Origin of the sequence: Gracilimonas tropica DSM 19535, assembly GCF_000375425.1 — a bacterium.
Lineage (GTDB): Bacteria > Bacteroidota > Rhodothermia > Balneolales > Balneolaceae > Gracilimonas > Gracilimonas tropica.
The window spans coordinates 658486-684963 of record NZ_AQXG01000001.1; the positions used below are offsets into that span (position 1 = coordinate 658486).

Sequence of the window (26478 nt, forward strand, 5' to 3'; positions counted from 1 at the left end):
TAACACACCACTGTGTTACTGTGTGCACGCCTATGTATAAGGCGTGCCCAACACAGTACGACCACCACAGTACTAAAGGAGTTCACCATGTTTGATGAGAAAGTATCCATATTCCAGAGCTTCCAAGCTGACCCAAAATCCATTCCATTGGCTCAATGGCTGAAGGTATGTAAAGAGGGTTCACGCTATGCCAAACAAGTTGAACAGTATAGAAGCACCGGACGGGATGATCTGAAAAAATCACTTCCATTGATAACCGTTGGTGCGATATGTGAAGGTGGTAGAAAATTGGAGAATGTAACCACCCGGACGGGATGGATATCCTTAGACGTTGACGGTAAAGATAATCCACATATCAAAGACGCCAAAGCTTTACGGGATGAGATTGCAAAGATTGTGTATGTAGCTTTTTCAGCATTGAGTACGGGCGGTAAAGGAGTTTGGGCACTTGTTAAGGTGAAGCATCCAGAAAGACAGGCAGAACATTTTGAGCAGCTTATCAAAGATTTTGCAAGCCGTGGTATTATCCTGGATAGCAGCAAGGGTAAAAATCCTAATGATGCACGGTTTTATAGTTACGACCCCGGCGCGATAGTGAAGGATAGTTTTAAGATATACGACCGATTGCCCATTGATAATAAGTGTTCACCGTTCATTTCACATAGCAAAGTGAACGTGAACACCCCTGACGGTACTTTAAACTATGGTAAAAAAGCTCTCGAAGATGAGATCAGTATCCTGTCAAATGCACCTGAAGGAGATCGAAATAATCAGTTATTCAAAAGTGCTGCTGCCTTGGGCTCCTTAGTTGCCGGGGGAGTGTTAGAAGAACATACCGTGAAAGATTTGCTATTTGATGCAGCACGTTCAACCGGACTGAAAGAGAGTGAGATCAATAAGACGTTGACCAGTGGTTTTAATACCGGACTGCAATCACCCAGAACACCCGAACCGAACGGGCACAATAGAAGCATGGTAAGCCCTTCACCTAAAGACGATAAGCGTTCTACGGCTAAATATGAAAGCCGAAATCCAGCACCCCACGGATATAACCCATTTACGGGCGAAATCTTTGATGAGAGAGGATATCCAGAGGATTGGGATGAGATCGACACGGACTTGGAAGTATTAATGCAGCGCGACCCGATAGTAAATGATATTGTGGAAATCTTTGGAGCTGAACTTGAATCACAAATACAATTGAACTGACATGAATAAACACAATGATATTGACGGAAATGAGATCGCAGAACTGCTGTACGGTAAGCGAAAAAAGAAGCGCAGGAAACGTATTCAGAAAGTGAATAAGCCTGACCATTGGCGACCTGATTTTGATAGTAACGAACTAAAATTAAAACAGAAATAACATGAAAGAAATGATAGAAAATAACGCGGATAAGTTATTCCAGAAAGTGAAGCGACAAACGAGCCTTTGCGAAATACTCTATGACCGCAAAAACGAGCTGGCAAAGCAGGACGTAGATCAACACAGGGATGAGATAAAATCAATTTCCAAACGTCTTGACCAGGAGTTTATAACATTGGAAAAGTTGCAAAATGAATACCTAAAAGAAACCGGAATTGATATGGCCATTATAGACGAAAGAATTATCGAACCAGTAAAAATGCTCAATGCCGCGGGTTTAATTACTTCAGGAAGCTGCCAAGGTGCCGACTTCACCAATTACGATGATTATCGAAGGTATTGGAATGAAACAAAAGGGCACCACGCAAAAGCGTATATCCAGATTGCAGATTATAGGGAACTGCCTGAAAAGTTTACAGACTTAGTGAATATCCATACAGATCTAACTTTGGTTTATGTGATGGAAAATGAATTTGATTTTAGATGTGAAATAAAATCTGTTTCCATGCTGAAGAACAAAGAGTTTCCCAACAATGTGATGGAAGTAATTACAAAATGGATGGAATCATGAAAGACATTTTAAACAACATCTACACATTTATAATTGTATCGCTTTCCTGTCTATCCTTCACGGCTGCCGGGGTGATGATAGTAATGAGTACAATCGACACGCAACAGGTTTACCTATGGCAGGCAGTAGCATTCATAGCAATTGGAATTGTGATGGCGCTTTTCTTCTTGCACTTGAGCGAAGTAGCTAACAGAAAGGAGCCCAAAGACAATGAAAACAGATAGATACCCCCCGGGGGAAAGAAAGAAAACAGATATTCATATCGATACCGTTGCTTTCCAAAATTTCCCTTTCTGCCACGAATCAACCGGGGCGGGGTAAAACTTGAAAATCCATGTTCTGGCACTATTGAGCTAACATTTTAACAAAAAACTAACTTGAAATAATATGGGAACTTACAAACAGAAAAGAAGCCGTAAGCCTTTATCGCTGGATGATGCACAATTAAGAATGACAGACAGTATAAAGCAATTAGAGAAAATAATTTTGACCAGTGAGGACGAAAACCGAGTGATAAACGCTTCAAATGCCCTTTCTGGACTTATCAGTCGATATGCAAAATTACTCGAAGTGAGCGACTTGGAAAAACGTATCGAGCACTTGGAAAGGATTAATGAGAATCAAAAAATGAGAAAAGTAAAATGAAACCAACCGACCGACTGGCAAAGCTTGAAACTGAAATTTTTGAACCGGGAACCGATGCCGAAAAGTTGATCGCGTTGGGTGAAAAATGGCTGGATGCCGTTCACCAAAGAAATTGGGATACTGCTATTGAGTTAGCAGAACAGGCCACTACCTATTTTGAAGATCACCCCGATTGGAAGGAATGGCCACCGGAACATGCACCGAAATTGCTATTCATACAATGGCGTTGGTTTTCACGTTTCCATCACCCGGAAATTAGGACGCTCTATCAGGACGCTATTACCCAAAATAAAACACCAAATTTAGTACCTATTAATTGATATGTATCAGTATATCAGTTATATTTAAGCAAAGCTCAAAGAGAGCACTAACAACAACGAAACCAATAGAGAATAGTTATGGACAATTACGAGCGCAGAATTAAAGCAAAGGATTTAAGAGAGCAGTCAGGCGTTTTAAACGACAAAGCCCAAGCAATAGTTGATAAAGCAGAAGGTCGAGAAATGACCAACAAAGAAACAACCGAGTATAACCGGTTAATTGCTGCTATTAATAAAAAAATGGATGAGGCTGAAGATCTGGAAAGACAGGCAGGAATAAAACCAAGTGAAGTTGGAGCGGTTCCAATTGCCCCGCACCTTTCCGCACCTAATGTAAACGCAAAAGGAATTGAACTTTGGGAAAGTGCATCTGGCCCAACAAAAGGTTCACAAATCCGGGTTTATAATCGAGGCACTTCATTCAGTGATGATCTACGGCGACAGAACCCGGAAGAGTTTGAAAAGTTTAAAGACGTAACATGGGCGAGCTGGATAAGAGGTATCATCAACGGGGAAACTCGATTAATGGATACTTCCAACGATTCGCAATTAGTACCCACCCCGCTATCTGCTTCAGTGATTGATTTAGCGAGAAACAAGAGCCGAATTTTTCAGGCAGGCGCTAAAATGGTTCCTATGTCAAGTAAAACCTTAGACATGGCGAGAGTAACATCCGATGTTGACAGCGAATGGAAGGCGGAAGGTTCTGCATGGAGCCAAAGCGATGTTACCCTTGATAAAGTAACGCTAACCGCTAAAACGCTTATTGCAGGTACCCGCCTAACAGTTGAATTGTCAGAAGATGCGCCGAACGCGTCCGAAGTAATTCAAAACTCAATAGCTGAAAAATTGGCGCTGGAATTAGATCGCGTTGGTTTAGTCGGTTCAGGCTCAGGACAAGAACCCGAAGGTCTATTTCTTAACAGCAACGTTAATGAAGTAAGCCTTGGAACCGATGGAGCCGTATTAACTAATTACGTGCCATTTTCAGAGGCTTATCAAAAAGTACTGGAAGCGAACGGCGTTCCACGTTCTGCAATCTTTGCACCGCGCACCTGGGGTGAATTAGATCGCTTAGTCGATAACGATAATAACCCATTACGAGCGCCCCAAAGCTGGCAGGATTTACAAAAACTTGTTACTAATCAAGTTCCCATTGACCAAACACAAGGCACATCTACCGATGCATCAAGTGTGTTTATTGGCGATTACAGTCAAATGCTTGTAGGAATGCGCACACAGCTACGCTTAGAAGTTTCACGAGTTGCAAGTGATGCGAATGATTCAGCATGGGAAAATCTGGAAATTTGGATAAGAGGATATTTAAGAGCAGACATCCAGTTTGCACATCCAAACCATTTCTGTAGAGTAGTAGGAATCACACCTGAATCTTAAGTTTGCGTACATCCATAATTATCTCTCTCAAAGGATAATTATTTCACCCGGCTGGAAAATCCAGTCGGGTTTTTTTATGCTTACCAGCTAAATGAAAGGCAGTGCTTACCATGCTTCAAATAAAATAGGATATTTGGATATTGAAGCAGAAGTAAAGCATGTCAGAAGCGGGGTCGATGAAAGGTAAAAGCGATGGTCAAAATGACCATAGCTTAACATCTGAGCGACTTGCTAAAGAGATGCTGTTCTATATTCTGTTTCTGCAAACTCAAAACACGGGTTAAGGCGCACCAATGCAGATAAGCGAAAGGCAGTACTAACCTTGCTGAATGATGAAGAGTGGAGCCAGTGGAGTGATTCTGAAATTGCAAGAAAATGTGCCGTTGACCATAAAACCGTTGCGAAATATAGAACTAAAAGCGACTTGGGAAATTTTGAAAATATCGAAGCGGTTAAGGATTGGATGGATGCCAATCAATTAGGTAGAAGAAACCTAACTGATGGGTGGAAGTTTGAACTTGCACAAGCCCGAAAAGAGATCCTCTTAGAAAAGGGGAGGGAGAATATGTCGGCTGGTGGTGGTGATAAAAAAACGGGTTTATCAACAGCTGATAAACCCGATATTGAGCCAATTAACACACAAAAAGAAATAGCCAAAGATTTGAGCCTATACAGTCAAACAGTCTTATTTAGTTAATGGTAAGATATGCTTAAACCTTAGATAAGCCCTTAAAATCGAAATATGAGCTTAATTATTTCGGTAACTTGGTAAAATTAGCTATTTTAGGATATGGAAGAGCAAATTTCCATATCACTGCTAAAGATTGCCCGGAATTGTGCGGAATGTAAGCAACCGATAAAAGAGAGCTACGCGCAAATGATGAGAGCTAACCGGGAGAGCCTGATTGCTTACCTATGTAAAAACTATTCAGATCAGGACGTTTCTATCCTTCATTATTTCCAAGTCATATAACATTTTGCTGCAAGTAACGTATTTGGGAAGAGTAGTATTTAAGGCAAACAATTGGAATGAAATTTGTACCTTTGATGCTCAGGAATTTCATATCAGTTAAAAAAACACTTGTTACTATACCGTTACTTTGTCATTTACATAAAGGCAGTTAAATAATTGATATAAAATATCTTATAGATGAAATTCAGTTCATCAACGTATATTACAGAGTTAAAAAGAATCATCAATAAAGCAGATATTTTTGGATAATTTTTCACCCAACACCCGGTTTTCAGTTTTCCCGCCTGTCATTAAAAATCTTTTGATCATCAATGGGTTAGTATTTCTTTTAACCAAACAGATCTTTGGTTCCGGTTGGACTCCCATAGGAGCAGCATTAGCGCCATATCTTGTGCTCAATCCTTTGGGAGAGGGCTTTATGCCATGGCAGCTTTTAACCTATATGTTTCTGCATGCGGATATCTATCACATCATGTTCAATTTGTTTGCCCTTTGGATCTTCGGGCAAGCCATTGAAAATTTATGGGGCTCAAAGCGATTTTTGATCTACTATCTATTATGCGGAATTGGTGCTGCGATCATTCATATGTTCTTTGGTGGTTATTTTACCTATACACTAGGAGCCTCAGGAGCCGTTTTTGGGATTTTATTAGCGTTCGGAATGATGTTTCCTGACCGCTATATCATGTTATTGATTCCTCCCATCCCTATCAAAGCTAAGTACTTTGTTACCTTTTACGGACTCTTTGAACTCTTCAACGGTCTCTCTATGCCAAACAGCGGAGTAGCTCACTTTGCCCATCTCGGCGGTTTGATAGTGGGTTTTGTACTTATCAAGTATTGGGGACTAAAAAAACCGGAGTATTATGGCTAACCGACCATTTAATTTTCCCGGTAGTGGAAACTTCGGAGGCGCGGGCTCTTACGATTCTTTTGGAGGAGCTATGAAACGAGGCTTCCTTCGTATGCCTGTGGCTATACGGACCATTATTCTGATCAATGCTATTGTGTTTGTGATTCAAATGCTTGGCGGACAAACGCTGAACGGCTGGATTGTTCCCAATCTTGGTTTTGATCCTAATTTTCCAACCTTCCTCACGCAGCCCTGGCGACTGATCACCTACATGTTTTTGCATGGAGGTTTCTTTCACTTTCTATTCAACATGTTATGGCTTTGGTGGATGGGGCGTGCAGTTGAAGAAACGTTAGGTCCCCGCACATTCACGGTTATTTATTTTGGTGCGGGAATTTTAGGAGCTCTCTTGGATGCGGCCTTAGCTTTGGTTTTTGGCTCTGCTTTAGTGATAGGAGCTTCCGGTGCGGTGACCGGGATTTTAGTGGCTTTTGCCATGCTGTATCCAACTGCGCCCATTATGTTATTTTTATTCCCACCCATTCAGGCCCGGTTTTTTGTAGCCGGCTGGATCGCTATCGACATCTTATTTCTCGGAAGTGGTGATGGAGTGGCTCGTTTGGTTCACCTTGGAGGAGCTTTAGGGGGATATTTATTCATCAAAGCGCATGAAAACGGAAGAGACTTAAGTCTGGTTATCAGGTATGTAGAGTATCTTTTTGGAAGGATCAAACCAACAGGCGGAAATAAGAAAAGAAAGCGAAATGCGAATATGCATATTGTTCAGGATGCAGAGATCATCGAAGAAGTAGAGCAAACCGAACTGGACGCGATCCTCGAAAAAATATCACAAAAAGGCTATGACTCGCTCACCAAAGAGGAAAAACGAAAACTCTTTGAATTGAGTAAGAAAAACTAAGTTTCAAAGCACAAAGCACAAAGCACAAAGCACAAAGCACAAAGCACAAAGCACAAAGCACAAAGATGGCAGAAATTAAACGACGCAAATCGATTCAGGTAATGGTAGGAGATGTTCCGGTAGGCGGAGGCGCTCCAATAGCTGTTCAGTCAATGACTAACACAGATACGGCAGATATTGATGAGACCGCAGATCAAATTGAGCATCTGAATAGGTCAGGTTCTGAATTGGTTCGGATCACCGTTAACAATGATGAGGCCGCAAAAGCAGTTCCCTATATAAAAGAAAAATTACTGAAACGGGGAATTACGGTTCCTGTGATCGGAGACTTCCATTATAATGGGCATAAATTGCTGACGAAGTATCCTGAAATGGCTAAAGCGCTTGCAAAATTCCGGATCAACCCCGGGAATACCGGAACAAAAACAAGGGATGAGAATTTTACGACCATCGTTGAGCAAGCCATCAAATACGACAAGCCGGTACGCATTGGGGTGAACTGGGGATCTTTGGATCAGCAGTTGCTGGCTGATAAAATGGATGAAAACAATAAGCTTCCAAAACCCAAATCTGCCAAAGCAGTAATGCTCGATACCATGGTGGAAAGTGCAAAACGCTCCTCCAAACTCGCTGAAGATGTAGGTTTGGCATCCAATAAGATCATTATCAGTTGCAAAATGTCCGGCGTTCAAGATGTGATAAAAGTATATGAGCGCATTGCCGAAGAAGTTGAGTATCCCTTGCATGTTGGATTGACCGAAGCGGGAATGGGAATGAAAGGTATGGTAGCGAGTGCATCGGCACTATCGGTGATATTGCAACAAGGTATTGGCGATACCATTCGCGTATCACTAACTCCTGAACCGGGGGCCGACAGGGCGCTGGAGGTGCAAGTTGCACAACAGATCCTTCAGTCACTTAAGATCAGGAGTTTTGTTCCGCAGGTAACAGCCTGTCCCGGTTGCGGACGAACGAAAAGTACCTACTTCCAGGAGCTTGCCCGGGAAATTCAGGAATACATTGTTGAATCGATGCCGATATGGCGAAAAGTCTATCCCGGGGTTGAGGAAATGGATGTTGCCGTAATGGGTTGCGTGGTTAATGGTCCGGGGGAGTCCCGCAATGCTAATATCGGGATATCACTGCCGGGTACGTTTGAAGAACCGAAAGCTCCTGTATATGTTGATGGCGAACATTCTACAACGCTGAGGGGAGACAATATAGGAGAGGAATTCCGGGAGATATTAGACAATTACATCAAGAACAGATACGGAAAAAAGGAAACAGCTAAAGGTTGATTTTGCTTGTATGAAACCCCTTACATTTGTTCTCAGGAAAAAGATGTAACAAGACATAAATATTTTCATCAAGGTTTTGGAATAAAAATATTCGGGTCTTTTCTTGCCTTATTTATTTTATGTAAACAAATAAATAACAGTAATATTTACGGATTAAAAACTGACCAGTTCACTTCGTGGATTTCGAGTCGGGATAAACATTAAAAACCTAATTTATACTTGAATATATGTAAGCGCTTACATTAAATTGAATCCAACTAATCTGAATGACTAATAGTTGGATGTATGAGATATTTAATGACCCTCATCGTAAGCCTTATCGCGATATCTGCATTTGCCCAAAGCGGTAAAATTCGCGGGGTAGTAACGGATGCTGAGACCGGTGAACCGATCATCGGAGCAAGTGTGATCATAGAGGGGACTACCAAAGGTAATGCCACCGATATTAATGGTGAATACATAATCTTAAATGTTGAACCGGGTACCTATAACCTTGAATTTTCATATATAGGATACAGTCAGACAACAGTTCAGGATGTAAGGGTCAGTATTGATCTTACCACAGAAATCAATGTTGAACTTCAACCTGAGGTGGTAGAAGGAGAGGAAGTTACCGTAGTTGCCGGGCGGGAATTGGTCAGAAAAGATGTAACGGCCAGTTTGTCTTCTGTTACCAGCGAACAGATCGAAGCTATCCCGGTTGAGAACTTTTCAGAAGTAGTGGAATTACAGGCCGGTGTAGTTGATGGTCACTTTCGGGGTGGGCGAACCGGGGAAGTTGGTTATTGGGTGGATGGTGTACCCGTGACAGATGTATATGATGGCAGTCTTTCAGCGGGTGTAGAAAACAGCTCCGTTAAAGAAGTTCAGGTGGTTACCGGTGCTTTTAATGCAGAATACGGACAGGCAATGAGCGGTATTGTAAATATCGTTACAAAAGATGGAAGTAATAATTTTACCGGATCTGTAAATACCTTTGCCGGTGATTATGTTTCTACCCGCGATGACCTGTTTCGTGGGATCGATCAGCTGAACCCTGTTGCTGTGAGGAATATTGAGGCCAGCTTAGATGGGCCTATTATTAAAGACAATCTTTTCTTCTTTGTGAGTGGAAGGTATTTTGGAAACGATGGCTGGTTTTTTGGCCGGGAAGTGTTTAATTATAATGATGTAGGGATTAACAATCAGGGACAATTGGCCCTTTTGGATACACTTGGTTCAGGGGATTCGAGCCTGGTTAATATGAATCCATATGAGAAGTTGAATGGTCAGGTTAAGTTAACCTGGCGGCCTGTGTCAGGATTAAAGATCTCAGCTAATGTGATCGGTGGGGGTGAAGAGTTTAGAAATTATAACCACGGAGCTCAATTCATACCTCAGTTCACCCGCGACGAATATACCCGAAATTACAGTGCTTATTTAAAAGCGACACACTCTCTTTCTGACCGGACTTTTTATGATGTAAGCGTATCCAATACTTATAAGAAGTATGAATCTTATTTATTTGAAGATCCTTTTGACGAGCGATATCTGCCAAATGACTATGCCGGTTTCAGAGCTCCAAACATAACTTCAGGCTTTATAATCGGTGGTACAGATAATGGTCGTACCATGCGAGAAACAAATACAATGATCGGCAAGTTTGATCTTACCAGTCAGGTTAACAATTCTAACCAAATTAAAACCGGCGTTGAATACAGGTACCATAATTTAGTTTTTAGAGATGCTTCTTCAATTGTAACTGATCTTGAAGAGGGCGTTGAACGAGTTTTTGAAAATGCTGCATATGATGTAAATCCCACCGAAATGTCAGCATACATACAGGACAAGGTTGAGATTGGCGATTTGATCATTAATGCGGGTGTTCGTTTTGATTACTTCGATTCTAATTTTAAAGTGTTCACCGACCCAACCGATCCCAATGTGGTTTTTGATGAACAACGTCCGGAAGACGAGTCGTTGGTTTTTGAAGATTCTGAACCAACCTGGCAATTCAGTCCGCGTTTGGGAATTGCATTTCCGATATCGGAAACCGGAGCTATCCATTTTTCCTATGGCCATTTCTTCCAGATCCCGAATTTCAATTTGTTGTATCAAAATCCATTCTTCCGTTTGGGGGGAGGATCAGGGTTGATCGGGTTGTTGGGGAACGCCAATTTAGATCCTCAAAAAACGATCAATGGAGAATTAGGATATAAGCAGGAATTGAGTTCTAGTTCAGCTGTCGAGATCACAGCATTCTTCCGGGATATTCGAAATCTTGCAGGTACTGCCACTGATCCAATTGCAGTACAGGGAACATCGGTTCGATATGGGATCATCCGAAACTCTGATTTTGGATTTATCAAAGGTGTGGTGCTGACGTTAGATCAAGGATTTGACAATGGGATGTATTTGACGGCTGACTACACCTTCCAGATCGCAAAGGGTAATGCTTCTGACCCGGCTCAAGCTTATAATGCAGCGGCTGCTAAAACCGAACTCGAAAAACGTATTGTACCTTTGGATTGGGATCAGCTTCACACGGTCAATGTGACGGCTAATTACAGAACAAAAGATGGATGGGGATTTGGCGCTATATTTAGTGCAGGATCCGGATTTCCATATACCCCTGATTACAGTCTTCGTACCAATACTGCACCCCCTTCTATTAATCCTTTGAACAGTCAAAGAAGACCGTCTAAGTATAATATTGACATAAATTTGACTAAGGATATTCAGTTTAGTGATGATCAACGTTTACAGTTGTATGCTAAGATCGACAATCTTTTTGATACCGGAAATGAACAGAATGTATTTAATGATACCGGCACAGCCGAATATTCTCTTTATAGAAATCAAGATCTGAAAAACTTCAGGGGAGACATTGATTTTTTAAATGCAAACTATACCCGACCGGATTTTTATAATGAGCCGCGCAGAGTGGTATTCGGCATCCGTTACAATTTTTAATTGAATTTCAATATGTACCTGACTGACAGTTTTAGAAGCATGAAAACATATATCCCAAAACTTATCGCTGTATTTGCTGTTTTGATCTTAGCACAAAGCTATGCAGAAGCTCAGCAAGTGCCAGAATTTCTGAAGGATCCTCAGTACCGGTCCAGCCGAGAATATCGTAAAAGTGCGGAAGCGGATGGCAACCGGGTTTGGATTACCTTTGAAAACACCGGATACCTTGCAGGTGTCGGTGAAATACGAGGTCAGTGGCCCCGGGGATCAGAAGTAAACTATATCGGTGATGTGTCCCCCGTTCTTTCCATGGAAATTCCTGTAGATACTGACAGTGATGGTGTTGCGGATACCCTTATTCAACATTCTGTGACTACGCCGGGAGATCGACAAGGACAGGGTGCCAGACCGGGGCAAACCGAAGTCTGGGCATTTGAACCAATTCCGGGATTTGCCAATATGGATCAGGAAAATGACCGGCCTGCTATCAGTACGGATGAATCTACCTGGCCCGACCGATGGCCTGATCAGCCAACCTGGATAGCCCCGGATGGCAGTGTGGAATGGAATGGATTTTTTGGACGCGGTATTCAAAACGCAGACTTTGAAACCTATTTTTGGGCAGATGACCATAATGATCGTTTTATGCAAGAAACCTATGGGTTTCGCCCGGATAGTACCGACCTGACACGGGGCGGACAGGGACTCGCGATGAGTGTCCGTGGGTTGCAGTGGAGTCAGTTTTTGGCGCAGGATGCCATGTTCTATATCTATGAGATCACGAACACCAGTACCACCACTTATCCACGGGTATCGGTTGGACTGGTAGTAGGAACTGCTGCAGGCGAAAGTGCGAACGCTAACTCCGGTGATACTCAGGATGACCTTGCTTTCTTTGACCAGGGAAATCGAATTGTATACTCCTGGGATGCAGATGGAACCAACCAGGATGGTAACGATGTAGGATATGTTGGTTATGCATTTATGGAAAGTCCAGGCGACCCCAATGATGGAATTGATAATGATGGAGATGGTGACCCAAATGAACTGAATGTGGAAGGATTTCCATATACAGATCCTGCTTTGGTCGGCTCACCTGCAAACTCTCAATTCACTCCACAGGATTTCTTACCCCGAACCATTAATGAAGGTGATCCAATTGTTTTGATCGATCAGGAAACCTATGAGCGGTCTATTGTTTATATGGGCAATGGACCTATGACGGTAACGTCACAGGGTATTGAATACGAACTAAGTCCAGGTATTACACTTGAAGAAACCAAGAAAACAATTCAGGGACAGATCGATGAAGTAACCGTCACAGAAAAAAATCTCATTGATGAAGACCTTGACGGTATTATTGATGAAGATGTATCATTACACAGCCAGAGAAGATATCAGGAATTGAATGGTAATGTTGAAACTTATGCTCCTCTGTATTTCAAAAATTATGTAGGCTATGCCGAAGCAGTTGGAGAGAATGGTACTCCAACCCGTCAGGATTCTATAGATTATGGATTGCTTAACCCAATGGTGGATGAGCAGCCGAATGATGGTATTGACAATGATGGAGACTGGAATTCTCTAACCGATGATGTTGGAGCTGACGGGGTATCAGGAACCGGAGACCGCGGAGAAGGTGATGGTCGCCCAACGGTAGGTGAACCAAATTTTGAAAATCTTGATGTCGATGAAACCGATCAGGTTGGTTTGTCAAGTTTCTACTATTTCACTCCGCCCGGTGCCGTTCGTTTGAATGAAGACCAACAGGTATGGAGCGCCATGTCTCCCGGTTTCTTTACCACCAACAATGAACTTCAGCAAAACCAGGGAAGTGGTGGAGTAGACGGAGACTTTATCTTTAGCTCAGGTTATTTCCGGCTTGAGCCCGGTCAGACTCTTCGGTTTTCACTGGCACTTGTATACGGAGAAGACCTCGCCAATATTACCAACAACGTGCAGACCATTCAGGAGATCTATGACCGAAACTACAACTTCGCCCGTCCGCCTGAAAAGCCAACCTTGAATGCGGCTGTTGGTGATGAGAAAGTGACTTTATACTGGAACAGTATTGCGGAAGAAAGCGAAGATCCTATTCTTGGTAAAGATTTTGAAGGATATAAACTATTCAAAAGTACCGATCCTAACTTCCTTGATCCTGATCGAATTACGGATGCTTTCGGTAATGATGCTTTATTGGAACCGATTGCCCAATTCGATCTGGACAACGGCATAAACGGGCTCTGGCAGCCGGTAGCGGATACTTCAACCGGACAAAATGATCCTTCCTACGTATACAATCCTGATCTGGCCGACCGGGTACGAGGAGTTCCATTTTATTTGGGAGACGATACCGGACTGCAGCATTCCTTCGTAGATACGAACGTTGTGAATGGACAAACCTATTATTATGCATTGGTGGCATACGACCGGGGCAGCGTCGACTTTTATCCGGCCGAGAATAATTTTTCTGTGACTATCCGCGAAGACGGTTCCACTGTTACCGACATCAACGTGGTTGAAGTTGAACCCAATACACCGGTGCTGGGTTATCAGGCGGGAGCGGTAGCCGGAGAGGTAGAACATCCGAATGGCTTTGCTACCGGTGATGTATTCGTGGAAGTTTTGGATCCGGTGTTCCTGCGTGAGAACTCAAGTTATGAAGTTCGGTTTTCAGGAGATAATGAACTTAAGGCCGATCAGTTTTCCATTGTCAATAACGGTGATATAATCATCTCTGACGCATCTATTGAAGATGCCCAGTCCAACATTTTTGATGGAATGCGCCTTGCTTTCCAAAATGACGAAACCCGGCTGAATCAAGATGCCATGGGGTGGGCTGATCCTGCAGATTCCACCAATATTGATGTATTGGTACGTGAGGGAACCTTCAGTAATAGTCCTTTCTGGCGATTCTCAGGTATCATCGCTCCTTATGATTACGAAATTGAATTTGGGGACGAGATCTTGGCCACCTCCATCGATACTGTTAATGGGGTTGGCCCAAGTGCCAGAAATACCCCGGCAACTCCGGTCAATTTCAAGATCACGAATACCACAACCGGGCAAGAAGTTCCTTTTGCCTTTGACCAAACCCAGGGCACTGACGAATATGCCAATGGAGCCACCTATGCGGAATTAGGTGACAGAGAGTTCATTTATATCTATGATACTTTTGGAGATTCCCTGAGCCCGACGTACGAAGTTCGCTTTCTCTATGAAACGATATTGGGTCAGACTGAAAGGGAACCTACCGGTGACCTTCCGGAAGCAGGGGATACCTATGAGATCAAAACCTATAAGGCCTTTCGCCCAAATGATACCTATACGTACTCAACCGAATCATCCAAAGTAGATGAGGAAACAGCTCAAGAGATGCTGGATCAGATTCGTGTAGTACCTAATCCATATGTAAGTGCCGCAAGCTGGGAAGGAAAACTTCCGCCTACCATTACCAGTGGTCGTGGTGAACGAAAGATACAGTTTCAGAATGTCCCTGAGAATTCAACCATACGGATCTTTACTGTAAGGGGAGAATTGGTTCGCGAGCTAAAACATGATGATAGCATCGACAGGGGATATATCGATTGGGATCTGCGAACCCGCGAAAACCTGGACGTAGCTTATGGCATCTATTTTTACCATCTGGAAGCACCGGGGATTGGTACGAAAACAGGAAAAATTGCACTGATTAAATAATGAAGACACAAGCAATGAATATGAAAAAGTCACTGAAGTACTGCTTGTTACTGGCAGGCAGCCTGGTACTATCATTAAGTGCACAAGCACAAGATAAAGTGGGTACCACCGGTCCTGCATTTTTAAGTATAACCTCAGGCGCCAAAGCCTCGGCAATGGGTGGTGCATTTGTTGCGGTGGCTGACGATGGAAGTTCCATGTTTTGGAACCCGGGGGGAATGGCTCAGCTGGATAAAAGCACCGTCACGTTCTCCAATATGAATTGGTTCCTTGATTCCCAGATACAGGATGCTTCGGTGGTGCTTAACGGAGGAGAGGCCGGAAATTTTGCACTCTCAGTAAGAGCATTGAATTATGGAGATATTGAAGTAACAACAATCGAGAATCCTGAAGGAACCGGAGAAATTTTCACTCCAACCGACCTTTCTGTTGCTGTGTCTTACTCACGATTCATTACCGATCAGTTTTCCATAGGAGCCAATACCAAATTCGTTCAGCAAAAGATATGGAACGAGGCTGCTAATGGTTTTGCCGTAGACCTGGGAATGTTTTATCGCTCTAACTTCAAGAATCTGCGTATAGGGATGTCGATCACCAACTTTGGGACGGATATGAGAATGACCGGAGATGACTTACGTCAGGCTATAGACATTGATGAAAGCAAAAACGGGAACAACGACCGACTTGAGGGATACCTGGGAACCGACTCATGGCCGATGCCGCTTTTATTTAAAGTGGGTTTGGCCATTGATGCCATAGATATTGACAATCATAAAGTGGAAGTAGCCTTGGATGCCAAGCATCCAAGTGATAACTCAGAAAGTATAGATGTAGGGTTAGAATACGGATTCAATGACCTGATCTTTCTGAGAGGCGGTTATCGAAGCTTGTTTTCATCTCAAATGGAAGATCAGGGCTATACGGCAGGGTTTGGGCTGAAATATGAGATCAATGGCATTGCCGCTGAGCTTGGTGTGGCCTATATGACCCATGAATATCTGCAAGATCCACTGTTATGGACACTTGAAATTGGTTTTTAAGAACTTACATTAAAGAAACTGCATAAGCAGAAACAATAACAATAAAAATAGGAGCAACTATGAAAAAGGTTACAACCTTATTCAGTACTGCATTGATGATGGTTCTTATAGGAACTACATCTTTGTTTGCACAGGATGTTATCTCCATCGAAGCTGCTAAAGACAGCACGGATGGAACGGTAGTTACTGTGCGAGGAATTGCTATTACTCCTGCACTTGAGTCTGATTCAAGAACATCTTTCTTTATTCAAGATAATGGTGTTGGACTGAATATCTTTGATTTCGGAACTCCGGCCAAAGATATAAGTGCCGGTGATAGTGTAGAAGTTACAGGTGAACTGGATACATATAATGGTTTAAGAGAAATCGTGGTAAGTAATATTGAAACAGATATTACTGTGATTAACTCAGGTAATGAACTACCAGCCCCACGTGTAATTTCTTACGAAGAATTTGTAGAAGCTGCAACTCCAGAAACAGATACAGCTGGCATTCAAGGAACGTTGGTGAGAATTAATGATCTTTTAACGACTCCTGCTGATTGGCCTGCTGACACAACTTCAGGATCAACTAATGTTGATGCTTTTTTAAATGCTGACAGCAGTGAAGTACCGATCCGGTTATTAGCTCAAACTGAAGCAATCGGTGTAACTCCACCTGCAAGATTTGATATTGTCGGTGTTGTTGGAACGTTTAACGGCTCACAGATTTCACCAAGATTTGCTAGTGATATTTTAGGCTACTATGATATCACCTTCCAGGCAGACATGAATGATATCATTGACTCTGCTGCATTTGTACCCGGAGAAGATTTCATTACAATCCCTGGTTCCATGAATGGTTGGGATACCGCCGCAGATACTTTGATGGATGCAGATGATGATGGGATTTATACAAAAACTCTTTCTTTAACTGAAGGAGATTATTCTTACAAATTCCATATCTACTCCAATTCAGGACGTATTACCGGTGGGTATGAAGCGAATCAGCCAACTGATAACACGAACCGTAATTTTACGGTAACTGCTGATGATTCTCTGGATGCTGAAATGCCTTCATTCGATTACAGAGACCTGAATGATGCAACTTTCGGTGAAGTAGAACTTTACTTCCAGGTAGATATGTCTATTCAGGAATTGAATGGTAATTTTGATCCGGAAACTGAGTATGTATCAGTAACAGGTGCTTTTGATGGATGGAGTGCTACTTCTAATGCCATGACTGAAACTCAAACTGAGAGCGTATATGAAGTTACGGTAACCTTCCCAACTAACCAGGCAATCCCAAGTACTTACGCTTATAAGTTCACGATCGTGAATGCTGATGAGTCTGTTTCCTGGGAAAGTGGTGATGACAAGCTGATCACTGTAACGGAAGATGGATTGTTTGAAGGAAAATATCTGGCTCAGAACGCGCCTGATGGAAACGTACCATACTTTGACAACATTACTCCAAGTGATGTATTCACTGAAGATACCGATGTGGTATTCGAAGTAGATCTGCGACCTGCATATTATACCGTAGCAGACAGTGGTGCACTTCCGGCTGATGTTCAAACCGGAACCGGTGCTGACTCTACAATATCATGGTTATATGGTAACGGTCCGCTTCTTGCCAATGGTTGGGAAGACTGGGGAGTCGATTCTGCTGCCGCTAAGAGCGCAGGGCTATTCTTCAATGACCGTGGTGTAGACGGTGATGAGGTTGCAGGAGACTCCCTGTTTTCAGCTACCTTCTCATACGTTGCCGGTGATGCCCGTGTAGGAGCATTCAAAATGGGTGTAAACGGACAAGATAATGAAGCCGGCTTTGGAGCTGATCACAATGTACGCATCAACGATGCGAATAAGATCGAAGTGGTATTCGGTGGGTTCATAAGAGCCGATTCCGTATACGATGACCTCTACGATGAATACATCCTTGCCACAGAAGAAGGTCCGGTTGTAGTTCGAAGAGGAGGCTCAGGAGACGATGGTGTAGTAGTTTCAAATGAAACAGAGACCATTGAAACTCCACAAGAGTTTACACTCAGCCAAAACTATCCTAACCCATTCAACCCTACAACGAACATTAACTTTACTTTGCCTCAGGCTACTAATGTTACGTTGACGGTTTATAATGTTCTCGGACAGCAAGTTGCAAGACTGGTTAACGGACGCCTGGCTGCAGGTCAGCATTCCGTACAGTTCGACGCATCTAACCTTGCATCCGGCATGTACCTGTATCGAATCGAAGCAGGCACATTTGCTCAGAACAAGAAAATGATGTTAATCAAGTAGATTGATTTAACTCTCTAATAAGTCTTTCGCAGGTACTTTGACCGGTACCTGCGTTTTATTCAAATAAAATTCACTCAGAAAAGTGCCAGCAACTATATACGATATCGCAAAAAAAGCCGGGGTGAGCATTGCCACTGTTTCACGTGTTTTCAACAACAGTGCCAATGTATCAGACAAGGCTAAAAAGAAAGTATTAGCCGTTGCCGATGAAATGGGATATCACCCGCAGGCATTTGCTCAAGGACTTGCAAGCCGTAAAAATAACACGGTGATGGTAGTGGTTCCGGTGATCTCCAATTACTTCTTCATGGAAGTGTTAAGTGGCATTCAGGATAAATTGAGTGAACTGAACTATGAACTGAGCATCTTCAATATATCTCCCAATAAAGATGTTCAGGAACAGGTGGAGCATGTTCTTAAACGCCGTTGGGCAGAAGGGTATCTGTTTATCTCAATACACCTGGAGGAAGAAAACTGGAAGAAGCTGCAAAAATATAAAGTGCCCATAACCCTGGTTGATGAACATTATCAGGGATTTGATTCTGTGAGTGTTGATAATGCTCAGGGTGCTTACCGCGCAGCTAAGTACTTCTTTAAAAAAGGCTACAAAAGAGTGGCCATGTTGTCGGCATTGGAAACGTCCAAGCCTATAAGAGATCGGCTGATAGGATATAAAAAGGCCCTTGAAGAATTTGACCTTCCCTATGACAGTCAATTGGTTGTTACCGGTGATTCCATGAACCGTGATGGGTTTACGGAAAGAGCCGGTTATGAAGCGATGATGAAAATATTGTCTATGGAACCGATGCCCGAGGCTTGTTTTTGTGCATCCGATATTCAGGCGGTAGGTGCTCTCAAAGCCATGGAGGATGCCGGAAAGAAGATTCCCATCATCGGTTATGATGATATTGAACTTGCGGAATATATGGGGTTGTCTACTATCCGTCAGCCTATGCGCGACATGGGCTTCTTTGCAACCCAAAACCTTATCGACCGGATGAACAACAAAGATAAGGCCATCTCTCAAACCATTTATTCACCTGAGCTTACCATTCGAACCTCAACCAAGGTAAATGGAAAAGCTGATATTCTATCCTAACATCTCATAGCATGAAGTTCCTGAAGTTTTTTGTACTGTTCGTCTTTTCCTTAACTCTGACAGATCTTTATGCTCAAAGTATAGAGGTTACGTTCAGGTATTATGCCAATCCTGAAGCCCAAAGGGCATACGTTCCAGGCGAGTTCAATAATTGGGGCAGTAACAACAGTGGCCGTATCGCTATCGACAATGTTTCTTTGATGGAAAAAGATCAGCAATATGGGTTCTGGTATAAAACCATCTCCCTTGAAGTAGGTGGAGGAGAAGCCTCCAGTAACGGAGCATCAGGATATGCCTACAAGTTTCATGAACAATATGATGCCAGCGGAAGTGAATGGCAATGGTTTACCGATCCTTTAAATCCCATTGCCATTGGGCAAAATAACGACTCTTTTCTGGAGGTAACCCATCCACTTATTTTTCAAATGCAGCCTTCTTCAGGTGAAATTGTGGGAACCGATGGAGAGATCTGGGCTACCATCGCTTCAACCAATGAAGATCCGGTGGATACCCAATCATCTCAATTCTACGTGAATGGGACTGTAGCAGGTACCCTTGATTCTTTCTTTGATGCTGACAGGCAACTTTTCCATATAACCGACCTTTCTCAGATCGATCTTTCTGTAGGATTGAATACCCTTAAATTTGAAGTGGTAACGGAGGCCGGGGAAACCAGAGCCGATTCCGCCTCTTTTGTATACCTGCCGGAGGTAAAACCAGTAAAAGAACAACGTCCTGACGGTTTAAAAGATGGTATTACCTATAATCAAAACAACAGCGCTTCCGTAAGCTTTTCACTCTTTGCACCCGGCAAGGATTATGTGTTTCTGATCGGTGATTTTAATGACTGGCTGCCAAGTGAAGAGTACTTGCTAAAAAAAGACTCTCTGAAAGCCGACAGTGTATGGCACTGGATCACTCTTGATAATCTTACCCCCGGTGAAGAATATGCATTTCAGTATCTTGTGGAGGGAGAACTTAGAGTCGCAGATCCTTATTCTGATTTAGTACTTGATCCGAATAACGATCAGTATATCTCTGAAGAAACGTTTCCGGGTTTGAAAGCATATCCGGAAGGCAAAACCAACGGTTTTGTGAGTTTGATCCGGCCCGGCAATGAAGAATACCAGTGGGAGATCACTGATTTCCAAAAACCATCGAAAGATGAGCTTGTCATTTATGAACTGCTTTTACGGGATTTTGTTGAAGCACGAAACTTCCAAACCCTTACGGATACCCTTGATTACTTAGAGAATTTGGGTATAAACGCGATTGAACTGATGCCGGTCAGTGAATTTGACGGCAATCTCAGCTGGGGATACAACCCAAGTTTTCATCTGGCTTTAGACAAGTTCTATGGAGATCCTCACTCTTTTAAACGCTTTGTAGACGAGGCTCACAGTCGGGGTATTGCGGTGATCCTGGACGTAGTTATGAATCATGCCACGGGTTCAAATCCATTCTACCAGCTTTATGGAAACGATGATAATTACTACTTCAACTCAGAAGCCCGGCACGCTTACAATGTATTTAATGATTTTGATCATTCTTATTCCGGCACACGCTACTATACCAAGCGCATGATCGAGCACTGGATCAATGAGTACAAGATTGATGGGTTTAGGTGGGATCTTACGAAAGGATTTACACAGAATTGTGCCGGGGGAAGTCAGACTTGTACCAATAATCCTCAAACCGACCGAATCGAGGTCCTGAAGCAGTATGCCGATTACCAATGGGCTGCTGATCCTGATTTTTATGTGATCTTCGAACACCTTGGAACCGAACAGGAAGAAGCTCAATGGGCCAACTATCGCGTTCAGGAAGGAAAAGGCATCATGCTTTGGGGTAAGATGAATGATCCTTACAACGAAGCTACCATGGGATATAATGAAAATGGTAAGTCCAATTTATATGGAGTGCTTTCAGAGTCAAGAACTTCATTCAGTCATCGGCGGTTGGTAGGGTATATGGAAAGTCACGATGAGCAGTGGCTCATGTTCAAGAATCTTAAATATGGTAATTCTGCAGGGGACTATGATATTACGGAGTTGGGAACGGCACTAAACCGGCAGAAACTTGCGGGCGCATTTTTCTTCCTGTTGCCCGGACCAAAAATGATCTGGCAGTTCGGTGAATTAGGCTATGGAGGCGGACCCAAAGAATGTCTGAAACCGGGTGACGGCAGTAATGGAGACTGTTTAGCCTCCGACCCAAGCCGGACCGGACAAAAACCAATTCGCTGGAATTATTACGGAGATGAAGCGCGAAAAAATCTATATAAAGTTTGGAGTTACCTGATCAACCTTCGGAGAAGTAGTCCGGCTTTCACAAAATCCTATACCTATGATTTCAGTAATCTGAGTGGGGATATCAAATATTTTACCCTTCAGCATGAAGACAGTGATGTTTTAGTGGTTGGTAATTTTGGTGTAACCGAAGCAAGCCTGACCGCACCGTTTCCTTCTTCCGGAAATTGGTATGATTACTTCAGCGGCGGATCCGTAAATGTGACAGATAATAGCTCTTACCCTTTGACTTTAAGTCCCGGTGAGTTCAAGATCTTCACTACCAGACAGTTTGAAACACCGACTGAAGACGACCTGTTTACCTCTATCGAGCAAGTTGATAATGAAATGCCAACCAATTATCGGTTGATGCAAAACTACCCAAATCCCTTCAACCCGAATACAGTAATCAGTTACCAACTTGCTGGGAACAGTGATGTAAGCCTCAAAGTGTTTGATATGCTGGGCCGGGAAGTGGCTACTTTGGTTGATGGGCGGAAGTCAGCCGGAAGTTATCAGGTGAATTTTGATGCCTCCAATCTCAGCAGTGGAATGTATATCTATCGGCTGCAAGCGGGAGGGAAGGTTTTTACTCAAAAAATGATGCTTATTAAGTAGAAAATTGAAAGGATGAATTTTGAATCAGAAATTAATTCATCCCGAGAATTCGGGAAGAATTCAAAATTTAAAATTAAATACGTGTTAAATAAGTCTTATAAATTCATCTATACCCTGCTGATTTTAGTTCTTGCAGGTTGCTCTTCAACCATCGAAGCTCCGGAGGAGTCGCAGATCATTGGGTTGGCTACCCCCATCAATTTGGAGTATGGGGAAACGGAGATCGTTACAGCCGATTATTTTATAGCTCACTCACTCATCGATTCTGTTGCAGCCCCGGAAGGACTTCAAGCCACGCTTTCTTCTGATAAAAGTTCTATTACCCTGAGTGGATCCATGAACGCTCCTTTGGATGTCATGAAAGTTTGGGCAGACGGTTTTGCTTATGATTTTCTGCTCAAGAAATCCGCCAAGCAAGAGATCACATTGACTTATGAACCGGAATCAGGAAGGGTGAATTCTGTTAAGATGAAGGGGGAGATGAATAACTGGAATCCCAATGCGGCTGTGTTTGAGAAGACTGGTGACCGTTGGGAATTTTCTATGTTAGTGAATGAAGGGGTGTATCAATATGTGTTGGTTGTGGATGGTAAAGAAATGCCGGATCCTGCAAACCCAAATACGGTCTCAAATGGAATGGGGGGTACCAATTCCCTGCTAACCGTTGGAGATGTTGAAGCCAAAAAACCTTCTTTAGCTACTTATGATCACTCCGGACCTTCGGTATATCTGAAAACAGATTTCCCCGAAAACACGATCGTATTTTGGGAAAATTACCGTCTTGAAACCCGCTTCCAGGATGACTTTGTCAGCTTTGAGTTACCCGCTAATGCATCTCATATGGGGCGCTCGCATATCCGTGCCTGGACTTTTGGGGATAATGGCAAATGGTCGAATGATGTTCTCATCCCGTTAAATAATGGACAGATCATAAATAACACCGAACAACTAACCCGCCACGATTATGAAGGCTGGAATATGTATTTCGTACTGATCGATCGGTTCAAAGATGGAAATCCGGCCAATACGAAGAAAGTGGATGATCCTGACATTCATCCCAAAGCTAATTATTACGGAGGCGACTTTGCCGGTATCACTCAAAAAATTCAGGATGGTTATTTTGATGAAATAGGAGTGAACACTCTTTGGCTTTCTCCGATCACTCAAAATCCGGAGGGAGCATATGGCCTATGGGATAAAGGCGGAGTGACAACCAAATTCTCAGGTTATCACGGTTATTGGCCCATTTCATCATCAAAAGTAGATTACCGCTTTGGTACGGAAGATGAGTTTAGGGAGCTGTTGGATGTTGCTCATCAAAACAATATGAATGTGATCCTGGATTATGTTGCCAATCATGTGCATGAATTGCACCCGGTATATCAAAATCATCCGGATTGGGCCACCGATTTATATTTGCCGGATGGAACTTTAAATACCGAGTTATGGGATGAACAGCGCCTCACCACCTGGTTTGATACTTTCATGCCAACGCTGGATTTTTCCAAAGAAGAAGTGATTGAGACCATGACGGACTCGGCTCTGTACTGGGTGAAGGAATTTGACCTGGATGGATTTCGCCATGACGCCACCAAGCATATACAACTCGAATTTTGGAGGACTTTAACTCGAAAAATCAAAGATTCGGTGACTATTCCAACGGGTAAGCGCGTATTTCAGATCGGGGAAACCTACGGCAGTCGTGAGCTTATTGCCAGTTACATTAACTCCGGTATGCTCGACTCACAATTTGATTTTAGCCTATATGATGCCGGCTTGAATACATTTGGTCAGGGTAATTCGTTTGAAGGATTACAGACGCAGTTGCAGGAAAGCTTCAACTATTACGGCTACCATAATTTAATGGGCTATATCTCCGGGAATCACGACAAGACAAGATTTATTACCCTTACAAGCGGTGAAGTGGCCTGGGATGAAGACGGTAAACTAGCCGGCTGGACTCGCGAAATCGAAGACCCGCAAGCATTTGCTTACGACCGGCTGAGCATGTTTCACGCCTTCAATCAAACCATCCCGGGAATTCCGGTTACGTACCAGGGCGATGAATACGGTCAGCCCGGAGCTAATGATCCCGACAATCGCCGCTGGATGGAATTTGAGGAATCTGAGCTCACAGCCAATGAAATTCAGAACCGAAATATCTATAAGAAATTAACCGAGCTCCGAAAAAGTAAAATGCCGCTTTTATATGGAGATTTTCGATTTCAAATCACTACAGAAAATACCCTGGCCTATTCCCGTGCTTATTTTGAAGATCAGGCCATTGTAGTATTCAACAAATCGGCTCAAACCGAAGAAATTGAGATGGAGTTACGAGACGAATTCGATTACCAAAACCTGAAAGCTCATTTTGGCAATGTCTTCAGAGTAGAAAATGGAAGATTATACGTGACCCTTCCATCCAATAAATTTGAAATTTTGACCTTGTGAGCGTGACTCACATCCCTCTGGTTGGTCGCCGGAAGGCACCAACCGTCTCCCTTCAAAGGAAGAATTCCCGAACATAAATTCATGAGTCGTAAATATCCAAATGATGATAATAACTTTTGAATTTAGCCAAGGAAAATCTTGGGGATGTAAAATGTTGAACGACGCTTAAGACTCCAGCAACCTCGCAGCGGCCGACAGGTCCTGCGAGCGTTGCGTGAAATACGACGACCAAATTTAACCGAACGCTGAGAGGTCTTGAGGATGCTCGCAGGTTCTGTAAATTTTTAAAAAATTTATCAACAATCACTACAGAAATACTCATGAATCGATTTAAAAACCTGTTTCTTGCCTTTATAACTGTGTCTGCACTGATGCTGTCTTCTTGTGCGGCCCCGGAAGTGGAAACTACCGCTCCCGAAAGTAAAGTTGAACAATTAGAGTGGAGTAAAAACTCAAGCATTTACGAGATCAATGTCCGGCAATATTCAGAAGAAGGTACATTTGATGCGGTTAGGGAAGACCTTCCCAGAATTCGGGAAATGGGCGTTCGGATACTGTGGCTGATGCCTATTCATCCCATTGGAGAGAAAAATCGGAAAGGTCCTTTGGGAAGCTATTATTCCGTGCAAAATTACACAGAGGTTAATCCTGAGTTTGGCAACAAAGCCGATTTCCTGCGCTTTGTGGATGAAGCTCATCAACTGGGATTTAAGGTGATCATTGATTGGGTGGCAAATCATACCGCATGGGACAATCCTTGGACACAAAATCCGGAGTGGTACGAGTTGGATGAAGAAGGTAATTTCACCCCACCACATGGTACCGACTGGACCGATGTAATTCAGCTTGATTATGAGAACGAAGAAATGAGAGCCGCTATGATCGAAGCGTTAGAATACTGGGTTAGAGATTTTAACATTGATGGTTATCGCGCCGATGTTGCTGGTATGGTACCAACTGATTTCTGGGTGGAAGCTAAAGATTCTCTGGACAGCATAAAGCCTGTTTTTATGTTAGCAGAGGATGGGGAACCTGAGTTACTGATCGAAGCTTTTCAAATGAATTATGCCTGGCAATATGCCCATACTATTCGAGAAATTGCAGACGGGAATCAAACGTTTGCTGATCTAGACAGCTTGATGCAGGAAACGGAAGCTAATTTTCCCCAAACATCTTATCGAATGTACTTCACTACAAATCATGACGAGAATTCCTGGAATGGAACCGATCCGGGTATGTATGGAGATAACTTCGAAAACTTTGCCGTGCTTTCAGCCACTATAGCCGGAATGCCATTGATTTATAACGGGCAAGAGTCTGGCTTAGATAAGCAGCTCGAATTCTTCGAACGTGATCCAATTGAATGGAAAGACTATAAATATCAGGAATTTTATACGACCCTTGTGGGCTTAAAGCGTGATAACCCTGCATTATGGAATGGCGACTTCGGTGGAGATCTTGAATTCATTCAAGTTCCGGAAAGTTCAGAAGGAGTATTGGCTTATAAGCGTGAGAAAGATGAAAGTGAAGTAGTGGTGGTTCTTAATTTTTCGGATGAAAGAACAACCACCTCTCTGGACGAAGTAGGAGTGGATGAATCTTATACCACATACAATTCAAACAGCTTAATGGTTACTTCTGAAGAAATTAGTTTTGGCCCAAACCAGTGGGTTATTTTCGTTAAATAAAATTCTTTATCTAATTATTAATTT

Annotated in this window: 19 protein-coding genes; all 19 read left to right on the forward strand. The window is 42.9% G+C overall.

Annotation, left to right across the window (positions count from 1 at the left end):
* Window positions 1-87 precede the first annotated feature (87 nt).
* The 19 genes from B151_RS0102965 (at window position 88) to B151_RS0103060 (ending at window position 26454) form a co-directional block, all read left to right on the forward strand.
* Complete coding sequence (locus B151_RS0102965) at window positions 88-1209, forward strand: BT4734/BF3469 family protein (protein WP_020402110.1); 1122 nt, start codon at window positions 88-90, stop codon at window positions 1207-1209.
* A 1-nt stretch (window position 1210) separates the two neighbouring features.
* The gene (locus B151_RS20065) at window positions 1211-1366 is read left to right on the forward strand and encodes a hypothetical protein (protein WP_020402111.1); all 156 of its coding nucleotides are present in this window, start codon (window positions 1211-1213) and stop codon (window positions 1364-1366) included.
* Window position 1367: 1 nt separating this feature from the next.
* Complete coding sequence (locus tag B151_RS0102975; RefSeq protein WP_020402112.1) at window positions 1368-1937, forward strand: hypothetical protein; 570 nt, start codon at window positions 1368-1370, stop codon at window positions 1935-1937.
* Window positions 1934-2161, forward strand: coding sequence for a hypothetical protein (locus tag B151_RS0102980; RefSeq protein WP_157470654.1), 228 nt, complete (start codon window positions 1934-1936; stop codon window positions 2159-2161). The genes B151_RS0102975 and B151_RS0102980 overlap by 4 nt, the downstream gene beginning before the upstream one ends.
* Window positions 2162-2324: 163 nt before the next feature.
* The gene (locus B151_RS0102985) at window positions 2325-2582 is read left to right on the forward strand and encodes a hypothetical protein (protein ID WP_020402114.1); all 258 of its coding nucleotides are present in this window, start codon (window positions 2325-2327) and stop codon (window positions 2580-2582) included.
* The gene (locus tag B151_RS0102990) at window positions 2579-2902 is read left to right on the forward strand and encodes a hypothetical protein (RefSeq protein ID WP_020402115.1); all 324 of its coding nucleotides are present in this window, start codon (window positions 2579-2581) and stop codon (window positions 2900-2902) included. Before B151_RS0102985 ends, B151_RS0102990 begins: the two co-directional genes overlap by 4 nt.
* Window positions 2903-2980: 78 nt before the next feature.
* On the forward strand, window positions 2981-4297 hold the full coding sequence (locus B151_RS0102995; RefSeq protein WP_020402116.1) for a phage major capsid protein: 1317 nt from the start codon (window positions 2981-2983) through the stop codon (window positions 4295-4297).
* Window positions 4298-4619: 322 nt separating this feature from the next.
* On the forward strand, window positions 4620-4994 hold the full coding sequence (locus B151_RS20235; RefSeq protein ID WP_020402118.1) for a hypothetical protein: 375 nt from the start codon (window positions 4620-4622) through the stop codon (window positions 4992-4994).
* A gap of 517 nt (window positions 4995-5511) precedes the next feature.
* Window positions 5512-6144: a rhomboid family intramembrane serine protease gene (locus B151_RS0103010; protein ID WP_020402119.1), complete on the forward strand. Its 633-nt coding sequence runs from the start codon at window positions 5512-5514 to the stop codon at window positions 6142-6144.
* Window positions 6137-7042, forward strand: coding sequence for a rhomboid family intramembrane serine protease (locus B151_RS0103015; RefSeq protein ID WP_020402120.1), 906 nt, complete (start codon window positions 6137-6139; stop codon window positions 7040-7042). Before B151_RS0103010 ends, B151_RS0103015 begins: the two co-directional genes overlap by 8 nt.
* Before the next feature lie 65 nt (window positions 7043-7107).
* On the forward strand, window positions 7108-8340 hold the full coding sequence (ispG, locus tag B151_RS0103020; protein WP_020402121.1) for a flavodoxin-dependent (E)-4-hydroxy-3-methylbut-2-enyl-diphosphate synthase: 1233 nt from the start codon (window positions 7108-7110) through the stop codon (window positions 8338-8340).
* A 285-nt stretch (window positions 8341-8625) separates the two neighbouring features.
* Window positions 8626-11292 (forward strand): TonB-dependent receptor, encoded by a 2667-nt coding sequence (locus B151_RS0103025; protein WP_083909852.1) that lies wholly within the window; start codon window positions 8626-8628, stop codon window positions 11290-11292.
* A gap of 39 nt (window positions 11293-11331) precedes the next feature.
* A complete protein-coding gene (locus B151_RS0103030; protein WP_020402123.1) occupies window positions 11332-14991 on the forward strand; it encodes a hypothetical protein in 3660 nt (1219 codons plus the stop codon).
* Window positions 14991-16031, forward strand: a complete 1041-nt coding sequence (locus tag B151_RS17800) for a PorV/PorQ family protein (protein WP_020402124.1) — start codon at window positions 14991-14993, stop codon at window positions 16029-16031. The genes B151_RS0103030 and B151_RS17800 overlap by 1 nt, the downstream gene beginning before the upstream one ends.
* Window positions 16032-16090: 59 nt before the next feature.
* Complete coding sequence (locus tag B151_RS20240) at window positions 16091-18310, forward strand: T9SS type A sorting domain-containing protein (protein ID WP_020402125.1); 2220 nt, start codon at window positions 16091-16093, stop codon at window positions 18308-18310.
* Window positions 18311-18392: 82 nt separating this feature from the next.
* A complete protein-coding gene (locus B151_RS17810; protein WP_020402126.1) occupies window positions 18393-19409 on the forward strand; it encodes a LacI family DNA-binding transcriptional regulator in 1017 nt (338 codons plus the stop codon).
* An 11-nt stretch (window positions 19410-19420) separates the two neighbouring features.
* Window positions 19421-22315, forward strand: a complete 2895-nt coding sequence (locus B151_RS17815) for an alpha-amylase family glycosyl hydrolase (protein WP_020402127.1) — start codon at window positions 19421-19423, stop codon at window positions 22313-22315.
* 81 nt (window positions 22316-22396) lie between these two features.
* Window positions 22397-24766 (forward strand): alpha-amylase family glycosyl hydrolase, encoded by a 2370-nt coding sequence (locus B151_RS17820; protein WP_211207808.1) that lies wholly within the window; start codon window positions 22397-22399, stop codon window positions 24764-24766.
* Between the two features lie 320 nt (window positions 24767-25086).
* Complete coding sequence (locus B151_RS0103060; protein WP_020402129.1) at window positions 25087-26454, forward strand: alpha-amylase family glycosyl hydrolase; 1368 nt, start codon at window positions 25087-25089, stop codon at window positions 26452-26454.
* The last annotated feature ends 24 nt before the right edge of the window (window positions 26455-26478 follow it).

What these genes read in the sequence shown, in the direction of transcription:
- B151_RS20065 (WP_020402111.1), top strand. Translation starts at nt 1,211, where the DNA reads ATGAATAAACACAATGATATTGACGGAAATGAGATCGCAGAACTGCTG.
- ispG (WP_020402121.1), top strand. Translation starts at nt 7,108, where the DNA reads ATGGCAGAAATTAAACGACGCAAATCGATTCAGGTAATGGTAGGAGAT.
- B151_RS0102965 (WP_020402110.1), top strand. Translation starts at nt 88, where the DNA reads ATGTTTGATGAGAAAGTATCCATATTCCAGAGCTTCCAAGCTGACCCA.
- B151_RS0103030 (WP_020402123.1), top strand. Translation starts at nt 11,332, where the DNA reads ATGAAAACATATATCCCAAAACTTATCGCTGTATTTGCTGTTTTGATC.
- B151_RS20240 (WP_020402125.1), top strand. Translation starts at nt 16,091, where the DNA reads ATGAAAAAGGTTACAACCTTATTCAGTACTGCATTGATGATGGTTCTT.
- B151_RS0103060 (WP_020402129.1), top strand. Translation starts at nt 25,087, where the DNA reads ATGAATCGATTTAAAAACCTGTTTCTTGCCTTTATAACTGTGTCTGCA.
- B151_RS0102995 (WP_020402116.1), top strand. Translation starts at nt 2,981, where the DNA reads ATGGACAATTACGAGCGCAGAATTAAAGCAAAGGATTTAAGAGAGCAG.
- B151_RS0103025 (WP_083909852.1), top strand. Translation starts at nt 8,626, where the DNA reads ATGAGATATTTAATGACCCTCATCGTAAGCCTTATCGCGATATCTGCA.
- B151_RS0102985 (WP_020402114.1), top strand. Translation starts at nt 2,325, where the DNA reads ATGGGAACTTACAAACAGAAAAGAAGCCGTAAGCCTTTATCGCTGGAT.
- B151_RS17800 (WP_020402124.1), top strand. Translation starts at nt 14,991, where the DNA reads ATGAAGACACAAGCAATGAATATGAAAAAGTCACTGAAGTACTGCTTG.
- B151_RS0103015 (WP_020402120.1), top strand. Translation starts at nt 6,137, where the DNA reads ATGGCTAACCGACCATTTAATTTTCCCGGTAGTGGAAACTTCGGAGGC.
- B151_RS0102980 (WP_157470654.1), top strand. Translation starts at nt 1,934, where the DNA reads ATGAAAGACATTTTAAACAACATCTACACATTTATAATTGTATCGCTT.
- B151_RS0102990 (WP_020402115.1), top strand. Translation starts at nt 2,579, where the DNA reads ATGAAACCAACCGACCGACTGGCAAAGCTTGAAACTGAAATTTTTGAA.
- B151_RS17815 (WP_020402127.1), top strand. Translation starts at nt 19,421, where the DNA reads ATGAAGTTCCTGAAGTTTTTTGTACTGTTCGTCTTTTCCTTAACTCTG.
- B151_RS0102975 (WP_020402112.1), top strand. Translation starts at nt 1,368, where the DNA reads ATGAAAGAAATGATAGAAAATAACGCGGATAAGTTATTCCAGAAAGTG.